Source organism: Desulfosarcina sp., from assembly GCF_041551955.1.
Classification (GTDB): Bacteria; Desulfobacterota; Desulfobacteria; order Desulfobacterales; family Desulfosarcinaceae; genus Desulfosarcina.
Map to the genome: position 1 here is coordinate 1 of NZ_JBFELV010000155.1, position 10073 is coordinate 10073.

The window sequence follows — 10073 nt, forward strand, 5'->3', positions numbered from 1 at the left end:
AAAATGGTGATGCGGGTCAGCGGGGTGAGGATGTTCATCTCCCCGTCCAGTTTCAACGACGTCGTGGCCAAGGTCGCTTCGAACACCACCATGGGATAGCCCACGGCGATGGCCGAGGTAAGAAACAGCAGCGGGAGCATGGGCGTGTACCACAGCGGGTGCAGTTTGGTGGGGGCAATCAGCATCAGCGACCCCAGGCTGGACTGATGCATGCAGGAAAGCACCACCCCGGCAATGATGAAAAACCACATGATCCGTGGCAGGACAGTGTCGGCCAGTTTGAGCAGCCCGTCAACCGGTCCATTGAGGATGGCCAGCGGCCCGGGCAGGTTCACCCGGCCCTTGAAGCGCTCCGCCACGATGGGAAGAAACTCGATGTACAGCACGTTGAGGTAAAACATGACGCACATGGCCACTTCAAAAAGAACGGATGTGGGGTTCCAATACAGCAGGGGCTTCCAGATGGCCCAGGAGCGGCCGATGTCCACCAGCAGCCCCAAGACCACAAATGTATAGCCGAGCACGGCTGTGAGCAGGGCCGGCCGGACCACCGCCTCATAATAATGCCGCCCGATGATATGGGCCAAAAAGGCCGTGGTGAAGCCGCCGGCGGCCAGGGCCACTCCGGAGGCCACGTCCACACCGATCCACAGCCCCCAGGGCCGTGCCGTGGAGAGGTTGGACACATACCCGATGCCGCCGATGAAGCGAGCCGCGATGGCTGCCGCACCGGCCGCCATGAGAACAGCCAGGACCACCACGCCGGGAGTCCAGAATTTCGCCTTGATTGGCGCTGCGTAATGGGTCATTGACCGCCTCCTTCCTTGCCGTTGTCGGCCCGGTCACCCTTGTCCTTGGAGGCCCACATCACGCCACCAAGCATGCCGAAAAGCACAATGGGGGACCACAGGTAACTGAACAGGGAGTGTTGAATGGTCTCGGCCAGCCGGGGCATGGGCGTTTCCGGCAGCACATTGAATCCCAATTTCTCGAACGGCACACCGGACAGGTACATCCAACTGGTGCCGCCCACCTCCTTCTCACCATACAGATGATCGATGTAGCGCCCCGGGTTCTTTTTGATGCGCTGCCGAGCAACGTCGATCAGGTCGCTTCTGCGTCCAAAGGTGATGGCCTCCACCGGGCAGATTTCCGCACATCCGGGAAGCTTGTTTTCAGAATGTACCCGTTCATAACAGAAGGTGCATTTCATCACCCGCGGCGTAATGGGATCGTGGTACTCGTAGGCCGGGATCTCAAAGGGGCATGCCACCATGCAGTAGCGGCAGCCGATGCATTTGGTGACATCGTAGTGAACCGTGCCATTCTCTTTTTTGGTCAAGGCACCGACAATGCAGGCCGAGGCGCAGGCCGGGTCCTGGCAGTGCATGCACTGCAGCTTGACGAAGGTGGGCACCAGCTGGTCGCGCGCATCGATCTCTCCCGAGACATGACGATTGACCACCGTGTAGGTGCGTTCATCCGGCCGGCGCTTTTTATCGAGCAGCGTGAGGTCTTCGAAGGATCGGTCCGGCGGCGGCAATGCGTTGACCCGGTTGCAGGCTTCCTCGCATTTGCGGCAGCCGATGCACCGGGTCAGGTCCACCAGACAACCGACCGGGTCGGAAGGCGCTCTGGATTGCCAGGCATGGGCGGTGCTATCGGATGCGGCCACCGCAGCGCCCGCTGCGGTCACAACTTTAAAAAAATCGCGTCTGTTCAGCCCCATAGACCCTCCTTGATTGAACCCTCCCGGCGGCAATCCGCGGGGAGGTTCACCGTATGGATTAAAATCGATTCACCGTTTGGTTACCCGAATGCGATAGTCCGTATTGGTTTGAAACACATCAAAGTCCACCTCCGTCTGGCTGCTGAGGAGCTGCTGCAGATTTCCGACAACATCGGCATCGTTGACCGTGGCAAGCATGTCGTCTCCAGGCCGCATGTCGTAGATGGTCTGGTTAAATTTTAGAACGTTCACCGGCCAGGGAAGGTGCTCAAGGTTGATATGAAGATGCCGGCCCATGATGCTTGCGTTCCCCGGGTCTTTGGGTTCGGATTAATACAGCCTTTTCTTCCGGATCAATAGACTAACAAAAAGCATGCCGCTCCTGGCCATGATTGTTTTTCATGTTAACCATTTGTTATTTTGTATAAAAAAATGTTGCTGGTCGCACGGAACTAAATAAGTGTTTAAACGGTGTTTAAACATGTGCTAATGAATTAAACAGTTGTTTAAGCAGTGTGGGCAGGGAACCGGAAAGCAGGGAAATCTATGGGGAAAGGGACACCAGGGCATGGCGATCAAAGAGATCAATCGGCATTGGGAGCGTGTGATCAATACCATGAGCGAAGCGCTGCTCATCATCAGCAAAAAGGGCCGAATCCTGTCGGTCAACCGGTCTTTCGAAGAGATGACCGGGTATACGGCCAAAGAGGTGTCCGGTTTACCCTGTACGGTGCTGGCTTGCCAGGCCTGCGAAATGGCCATCAACAGCCATGGAGACGGGTGGTGCAAGCTGTTCGAACCCGACCAGCCGGAAATGCGCCGTTGCCGCTGCACCATTAAAAAAAAAGACGGAACCTTTTTGCCGGCGCTGAAAAATGCATCGGTCCTGCGAGATGATGACGGGGCCTTGCTCGGGGCGGTGGAGACCCTGACCGATTTAAGTGAACTCGACCGCTTGGACCGAAAGGTCGAAATTCTCTCCCGCCAATTGGACGATAACAGCGGCTTCGGGGGGATCATCGGCAACAGCGAGGAAATGAAGGCCGTCTACGCCATCATCGAAAAAGCGGCGATCAGTGACGCACCGATTATCATTTTCGGTGAGAGCGGCACCGGAAAGGAGTTGGTGGCCAAAGCCATCCATGATCGGGGAAAACGAAACGGCAGCCCCTACGTCCAACTCAACTGCGCGGCCCTCAACGAATCTTTGCTGGAAAGCGAACTGTTCGGGCACGTCAAGGGGTCCTTCACCGGAGCGTTCCGGGACCGGGACGGTCGTTTCGAAACGGCCAACGGCGGTGACCTGTTTCTGGACGAAATCGGGGACATCCCCCTTTCCATCCAAATCAAGCTGCTGCGGGTGCTGGAGACCGGACAGTTCGAGCGGGTGGGAGAAAACATCCCCGTTTCGGTGGATGTACGGATTATCACGGCCACCAATCGGAATCTACTGGAACTCATCGAGCAGAAGCGCTTTCGAGAAGACCTGTATTTTCGCATCAATGTGATTCCTATCCATCTACCGCCGCTTCGCAAACGTAAAGAGGACATTCCCCTGTTGGTCAACACCTTCATCGACCGGCTGGCAATACGCACCGGCAAACCGATCCGCGGGCTGACCCGGGAAGCCTTGAACCGGTTCATGGAATACCGGTGGCCGGGAAACGTCAGAGAGATGAAAAGCGCTCTGGAATACGCCTTTACCGTTTCGGACAGGGATACCATCGATATCGACCACTTACCGCCCCAAATACTGGTCCATCCGCCGCGGACCGACTCGACGGTTGAACTGGAACCTGTTTCCACCGACAGCAGCGAACGCCGGCAGCTCATCGACGCCCTTCAATCTGCAGGTGGCAATCAAAGCAGGGCGGCGCGGATATTGGGCATCAATCGGGTAACGGTCTGGAATCGGATGCGCAAATACGGAATCAACCTGAAGCGGGAAATAAGGAAAAGATAGCACCACTACGCTTGATGCCCTCGTAGAACCTTGATTTTCCAACGGGTTCGAAAAAAGCCGAGGTCTAAGGCTTGCGGGGAGCGAATGGAAAATCGATCAAAATCCTTATCGTTCCGAGGCCTGACATCGCATCAAGCAGGATGCGCACAAAGCCCGCGTCTCTCATGCAGGGCGTTTGAAACTAAGGGGATCAGTAAGGATGTCGCAACTAAACGAGATGGATAGCGTCATCGGCGATTTTTTAAATGATTCGATGTTCATCATTTATCCGGCGAGACCAAAATCCAAACAGGGCCTGTTTCCAAGGCCCGGGTTTTCCACTGCCTTCTTGAAAATACGATGAATTGTCGAACCGTTGAGTGGGGCCGAGAGATATGGTGTAATTGTTAACGGGTGGTGGCGTTCATTTTTCAGGGCTCCAGTGCCTTTAAAAACTCCTCCTGCGGCACCTCCTGGCCGGTCCACAGCAAAAAGGTCCGACGGGCTTGGTAGGCCAGCGCGGAAAGCCCATCCATGAAACGGATGCCGCCCTTTTGCGCCAAGGCTTGCCAGATATTCTCGCGGCGTCCGTAATTGAGATCGAACACCAGCTGGCAACCGTTGCTCTTGATACCCTCGGCAATGCCGGTCAACTCGATGGATTCATCACGGCTGGAAATCGATGTGGCATTGACAATCAGATCCACGTCGATGGGAACTTCGGCCAGATCCGTCAACGACCGCGGCGTGCAGTTGAAATGACCGGCCAGACGGCAGGTTTTCTGATTGTCGCGGCCAGCCACGACGACCGATTCGGCCCGCAGCCAGTTGAGAATGAACACCACGGCGCGTGCTGAACCGCCCGTGCCGATCACCAGCGCCTTTTTCCCGGCAATGTCGAAGTTCACCTCGTTGAGGGCATCCATGATGCCGATGGCATTGGTGTTGTATCCTTTGAGTTGTCCCCCCTTGCATACAATGGTGTTCACGGCGCCGATGATATTGGCCCCCTCGGAAAGCAAATCCAGGTAGGGCAACACCTTTTCCTTGAATGGCGCGGTAATGTTGGCACCGGCGATGTTGAGCACCCGGAGGCTCTCCAGCGCTTTGCCGATATTGCCATCCTCGACCATAAAGGGCACATAGACCCCATTGATGCCTGTCCGGCCGAGCACCTTGGCAAATATCGCCGGCGACCGGGATCTGAACACCCGCTGATCGCTGATGATACAAAACACCTTTGTCTGGAACGCGAGTGTCGCGTCCAGAAACGTTAACGGCTGATTCATCTGGCTGGGTCTCGTGTATTGCTGACGATCAACGTCCCGCCGAAAAAATAGCCGCCGGGCTGATCGGGATCTATTTTAAGGTCATTGCGGCTCTTGAGCACGGGATGCGGGTGTTCCGGCAGGGGGTCGTTCGATACGGCCAACCACCGCCGGAAACCCGTTTCACCTGAGACACGGTTACATGTTCAGCAACCCCTTCAGGCTTTCGGTGATCTCTTCCGCAGAAGCCGGTTTGGGAAGATAGTCGTCGGCTTCCATGCTCATACCGTCATAATGAGAGTATCGGGTGGAAGAGACGTGGGATGCCACGGCCGTCAGCATCACAATAGGGATGTCGGCGTATTTTTCATTGCTTTTCAGCTCTTTGCATACCGCATATCCGTCCTTTTCCGGCATCATTACATCCAGAACGATGGCATCCGGCGGATGGGCTTTGACTTTCTCCAATCCTTGCACACCATCATATGCCACCTCCACATCGAAGCCTTCCTTTTCCAGATTCCCCTGAACGATGGAACAGAAATCGGGCTCGTCGTCCACCACTAGGATTCGTTTTTTGTCACTCATTGAAATTCTCCTTTATGCCAAGCTGATTGTTGATAAATCAGCAGCCTGAGCTTAACTAAATGACCGGGTGAGGCCGGGGATGTCGTGGCGATTGAATCTTCCGCAACGCCGCAATTCCGGCTCAATCGGTTCAATCGACCTGGGGCCGGGGCAACACCTTTGCCCGTTCGGCAATTTCGGGGACTTTGTGCTCCCACTCGATGGCCATGAGGTGAACACCGGCAACCCCTTCCATCTCCTTGAACTCCTCGATCTGTTCGATGGCGAACTTGATGCCCTCTTCGGCCTGCTTGCCCTTGCCGGCACCCTTTAGCCGTTCGATCAATTCTTCCGGGACATCCATGCCGGGCACCATTTTGGCCATGTACTGGGCCATGCGGGCGCTTTTCATGGGCGTGACGCCGGCAAGAAGATAGGCCTTTTCCGTCAGCCCCATGTCCACCGCTTTTTTCATGAACTCTCTGAACCGGGGCATGTTGTAGATGCATTGGGTCTGGATAAAATCGGCCCCGGCGTCGATCTTGTTGGCCAAGCGGTAGATCCGGTATTCATGCGGGTCACCGAAAGGATTGGACGCAGCACCGATGAACATCTTGGGTGGCACATCGATCTCATCTTCATTGAGGAATTTGCCTTCGTCACGCATTTTCTTGACCAGGGCGATGAGCTGCATGGAATCGATGTCGTACACGTTCTTGGACTGCGGGTGGTTGCCGAACTTCTGGTGATCGCCTGAAAGGCAGAGCATATTTTTAATACCAAGGGAATAGACCCCGAGGATGTCGGCCATCATGGCCAAGCGGTTCCTGTCCCGGCAGACCATCTGAAAGTTGGGCTCGATGCCGTTGGCCACCATGATGGCCGATGCCGCCGCACTGGACATGCGCACCACGGCGGTCTGATTGTCGGTGACATTCACCGCATCCACCACGCCGCGCAGGTGCTCGAATTTTTCCTTGAGGTGCTCCACATTGGCACCCTTTGGCGGTCCGCATTCACCGGTAAAGGCAAAGTGGCCAGCCTTGAGCACCTTCTCCAGATTACTTCCTGATTTCAAACCATTATCGCTCATTGCACCAACTCCTCCCTTATGCTTTTACGGGGACCGCCGTCCCTTGCCGTGGTCCAGTCCTTCGCCGCACGAATGATGCGAAGATCCTCGAGCCGTCCCTGCTCGATTTTCTTTTTAACGATAGTATCCCAAATGCACTCCACATCCTTGGCGATTTCGCATTTTCCGTCGGCGCTGCCACCGCAGGGACCGTGCTGGATGCTTTTCGAACAGCGGGCGATAGGGCACAACCCGTCGTAGTAGTGAATCACGCATGTCCCGCAGCCGGCGCAGCGTTCCTCCCAGATGCCGTGCTGAACCGCACCGCCGAAGAACTTGGTGTTCACCGCCGGAAAGAATTTCTGGCCGGGATAGGCCTCGGAGAGAAACTGGGGGCCGACACCGCAAGCCATGGAGAGGACCGCATCGTACTGGTCGTAAATGTCCCGGATCTGCTCCACGTATTCAGGATCGCACTGCCGCTCCAAGGTTTTTTCGTCGATTTCGATGGGGTTGCCGTCTTTCTTGCGAGCGATTTTCAGGGTGGCGGCCAGGACGCCCACCTCCTTGGCCCCGCCAACATTGCAGACGGTCACACACCCCTTGCATCCCACAAGAAGGATTTTCTTGTACGCCTTGATCATGTCCTGTATCTCTTCCAGAGATTTTCGATCCGCAATTATCATTTGGTTCACCTCTTCGGGTCCACGGGCGGGTGACTCCGCCTCATGGCCGTGGTTAAGTATTCACCGGGCTCGGTCCCAGAGCTTTGATTTTATCCGTCATCTCGGTCGCGATTTCGGCAAAGCGGGGTCCCTGGGCTGAAGAGAGGTTGTACATTTGCACCCGCTCAGGCTCCATGCCCAGCTCTTTTAGGGTTCGCTGAACGTATTCGACTTTTCGTCTGGTTTTGAGATTTCCTTCCAGGAAATGACATTCCCCTTCCAGTCACCCGGCCACGTATACGCCGTCCGCCCCTCCTTCGAAGGCGGTCAGCAGATGAAGGATGTCCACCCTGCCGCTGCACGGCACCTGAATCACCTTCACATTGCTTGGATAATTCAAGCGCATGGATCCGGCCAGGTCGGCAGCTGCATACGCACAGTACTTGCAGCAGTACGCCAGGATCTGGGGTTCAAAGGTTTCATTCATGATCTCTCTCCGATGGTGTTAAGGTATAAAAAATTCGGGCGCCCGGAGTTCTCAGGCTGCCGGTTATTCTGGCGCCCGTATTCCACGTCATTAAGCCGCCTCCCCTTTTTTCTTTTCAAAAAGGGCCGCCGTTTTGGCAACGATCTGTTCGTCGGTAAAATGCTTGAGCTGGATGGCCTTTCCCGGGCATTCGGCGACACAGCTGCCGCAGCCATGACACTCGGCCGGTTCGATGACCGCATGCCCTTCCTCCCCAATGTAGGGAATGTGATAGGGGCAGGTCCGCACGCAGGTCACGCAGACGGCACACTTGTCCGGATCCACTTCCGCCACCACACCGCCCACCAGGATTGAATCCCGGGAGAGGATGGTCATGACCCGTGACACCGATGCCCTGGCCTGGGCGATGCTCTCGTCCAGCGCCTTGGGATAGTGAGCCAGACCGGCCATGAAGATGCCTTCGGAGCCGAAGTCCACGGGACGCAGCTTGGCATGGGCCTCCACCAGGAAGCCGTCGGCATTGATCGGCACCTTGAACAGCTCGAACAGGTCCTTGTTTTCGTTGGGCAGCACGGCCGTCGCCAATACGAGCAGGTCCGGATTCAGCTCTACAGGCATCTGGAGCACATGGTCCCTTACGGTCACACGCAGCTGACCGTCGGCTTCCTTGACATCCGGCAGGTTGTCCTCAACGTTGTAGCGCATGAAGATAATGCCCTTCTCCCGGGCCTTTTTATAAAGCTCTTCACGGAATCCGTAGGTGCGGACATCCCGATAGAGCACATAGATGTCCATCTCCGGGTTGCGCTCCTTGAGCGTCAGGGCGCTCTTGACGGTGTGGGTGCAGCAAAGCCGGCTGCAGTATGGCCGCTCCACGGTCCGCGACCCCACGCACTGGATGAAGGCCACGCTTTTGGCGGTGGACAACCGGGGGTCGTCTGCATCCATGGCCGCATCCATTTCGAAGTGAGTCAACACATTGGGATTCTGCGCGTACAAGTATTCGCTGGGAATGTACTCCTTGCCGCCGGTGGCGATGATGGTGGCACCGTGCTCCACCACCGTCTCCGTGAGCGACTCACCGGAGGTCATGAGCGTGGTGGTGAAGTTGCCCATGATACCGGTGGTCTCCACCGGCTCCGTCTTCATTAACACCCGAATCTTTTCATGGCTGCGCACCCGGTCGATCAGCGACTCGAGGTAAGGTTTGACCGGCTCCCCCTGCCAGGTGGAGCGCAGTTTGTGGGCCACACCGCCCAGGATATCACCCCGCTCCACCAGATAGACCTGGAGTCCCTGGTCGGCAACGCCCAAAGCCGCCTCCATACCGGCCACACCGCCGCCGACCACCACGACCTTCTGGATGACTTCAAGCCTGACTTGGTGCAGCGGCTCGATGAAGGCGGCCTTGGCCACGGCCATGCGGACCAGGTCTTTGGCCTTGGCCGTGGCCCGTTCCGGGTTGTTCATGTGAACCCAGGTGTTCTGATCCCGGATGTTGGCCATCTCGAACAGGTATTTGTTCAAACCGGCGTCCCGGATGGTCTCCTGGAACAAGGGCTCGTGGGTCCGTGGCGAACAGGAGGCCACCACCACTCGGTTGATGCCATGTTCGACGATCACCTCTTTCATCTTGTCCTGGGTGTCCTGGCTGCAGGTGAACAGATTGTCCTCCACATGCACCACATGGGGCAAGGTGGCGGCGTATTCCCTCACCGCCGGCACATCGGCCACGCCGCCGATGTTGATGCCGCAGTTGCAGACAAATACGCCCACCCGCGGCTCCTGGCCGGACACATCGATTTCCGGTGGCAGTTCTTTGGTTTTAATCAGCGACCCTCTGGCTTTGGCCAGTGGCCGGGTGGCCGTTGCGGCGGCCGCGGATGCCTCCATGACCGACTGTGGGATGTCTTTGGGCTCTTGGAAGGCGCCGCAGACAAAGACACCTGGCCTGCTGGAACTCACCGGTTCGAGCGTCCGGGTGGCGGCATGCAGGTGTTCGTTGAGATCGATGCCCATCGTTTTGGCCAGGTTTACCGATTCCTTGTTGGGGGCCAGGCCAACTGCCAGGACCACCATATCGAAGGTTTCCTCAACCAGCTCTCCTTCTTCGGTGATATAGCGCAGTCGCAGGTTGTCGTCCTCCACCGGATCGATGGTATGCACCTTGGACCGGATGTAGCGCACCCCTTTTTCATCCTTGGCGCGCATGTAGTATTTTTCAAACTCCTTGCCGTGGGTCCGCATATCCATGAAGAAGACGGCCGTATCCAGTTCTTTGTCACTGTGCTCCTTGGCGATGATGGTCTGCTTGTTGGTGTACATGCAGCAGACCGAGGAGCA

The 10073-nt window shown here is 56.6% G+C and carries 11 protein-coding genes; 1 reads left to right on the forward strand and 10 read right to left on the reverse strand.

All coding sequences use genetic code 11. The annotated features are described in order from the left end of the window. The 3 genes from nrfD to ABYV26_RS13110 all read right to left on the reverse strand — a co-directional run. Window positions 1-809, reverse strand: an 809-nt coding sequence (nrfD, locus tag ABYV26_RS13100) for an NrfD/PsrC family molybdoenzyme membrane anchor subunit (protein ID WP_372681671.1), incomplete at its 3' end; no start/stop codon positions are given. Then, complete coding sequence (gene hybA / locus ABYV26_RS13105) at window positions 806-1729, reverse strand: hydrogenase 2 operon protein HybA (RefSeq protein WP_372681673.1); 924 nt, start codon at window positions 1727-1729, stop codon at window positions 806-808. The genes hybA and nrfD, both read right to left, overlap by 4 nt. A gap of 69 nt (window positions 1730-1798) precedes the next feature. Further along, the gene (locus tag ABYV26_RS13110) at window positions 1799-2026 is read right to left on the reverse strand and encodes a hypothetical protein (RefSeq protein WP_372681675.1); all 228 of its coding nucleotides are present in this window, start codon (window positions 2024-2026) and stop codon (window positions 1799-1801) included. Between the two features lie 271 nt (window positions 2027-2297). On the opposite strand from ABYV26_RS13110, the gene ABYV26_RS13115 reads away from it, so the two are divergent. After that, entirely contained in the window at window positions 2298-3692 is a 1395-nt protein-coding gene (locus tag ABYV26_RS13115) for a sigma-54 interaction domain-containing protein (RefSeq protein ID WP_372681677.1), read from the forward strand. 241 nt (window positions 3693-3933) lie between these two features. On the opposite strand, the gene ABYV26_RS13120 is transcribed toward ABYV26_RS13115, so the two are convergent. From ABYV26_RS13120 to ABYV26_RS13150, 7 genes are all read right to left on the reverse strand, one after another. Then, window positions 3934-4068, reverse strand: coding sequence for a type II toxin-antitoxin system YoeB family toxin (locus ABYV26_RS13120; protein WP_372681690.1), 135 nt, complete (start codon window positions 4066-4068; stop codon window positions 3934-3936). Between the two features lie 34 nt (window positions 4069-4102). Then, window positions 4103-4960 carry a shikimate dehydrogenase gene (locus ABYV26_RS13125; protein WP_372681679.1) on the reverse strand — a complete coding sequence of 286 codons (858 nt, stop codon included), beginning with the start codon at window positions 4958-4960 and terminating at the stop codon, window positions 4103-4105. Between the two features lie 177 nt (window positions 4961-5137). Continuing rightward, window positions 5138-5527: a response regulator transcription factor gene (locus ABYV26_RS13130; protein ID WP_372681681.1), complete on the reverse strand. Its 390-nt coding sequence runs from the start codon at window positions 5525-5527 to the stop codon at window positions 5138-5140. Window positions 5528-5657: 130 nt separating this feature from the next. Continuing rightward, complete coding sequence (locus ABYV26_RS13135; RefSeq protein ID WP_372681683.1) at window positions 5658-6599, reverse strand: methylenetetrahydrofolate reductase; 942 nt, start codon at window positions 6597-6599, stop codon at window positions 5658-5660. After that, on the reverse strand, window positions 6596-7264 hold the full coding sequence (locus ABYV26_RS13140; protein ID WP_372681685.1) for a methylenetetrahydrofolate reductase C-terminal domain-containing protein: 669 nt from the start codon (window positions 7262-7264) through the stop codon (window positions 6596-6598). The genes ABYV26_RS13135 and ABYV26_RS13140 overlap by 4 nt, the downstream gene beginning before the upstream one ends. 52 nt (window positions 7265-7316) lie before the next feature. Next, window positions 7317-7730: a hydrogenase iron-sulfur subunit gene (locus ABYV26_RS13145; protein ID WP_372681686.1), complete on the reverse strand. Its 414-nt coding sequence runs from the start codon at window positions 7728-7730 to the stop codon at window positions 7317-7319. A 90-nt stretch (window positions 7731-7820) separates the two neighbouring features. Continuing rightward, the coding region (locus ABYV26_RS13150; RefSeq protein ID WP_372681688.1) for an FAD-dependent oxidoreductase at window positions 7821-10073 on the reverse strand (2253 nt) is incomplete at its 5' end.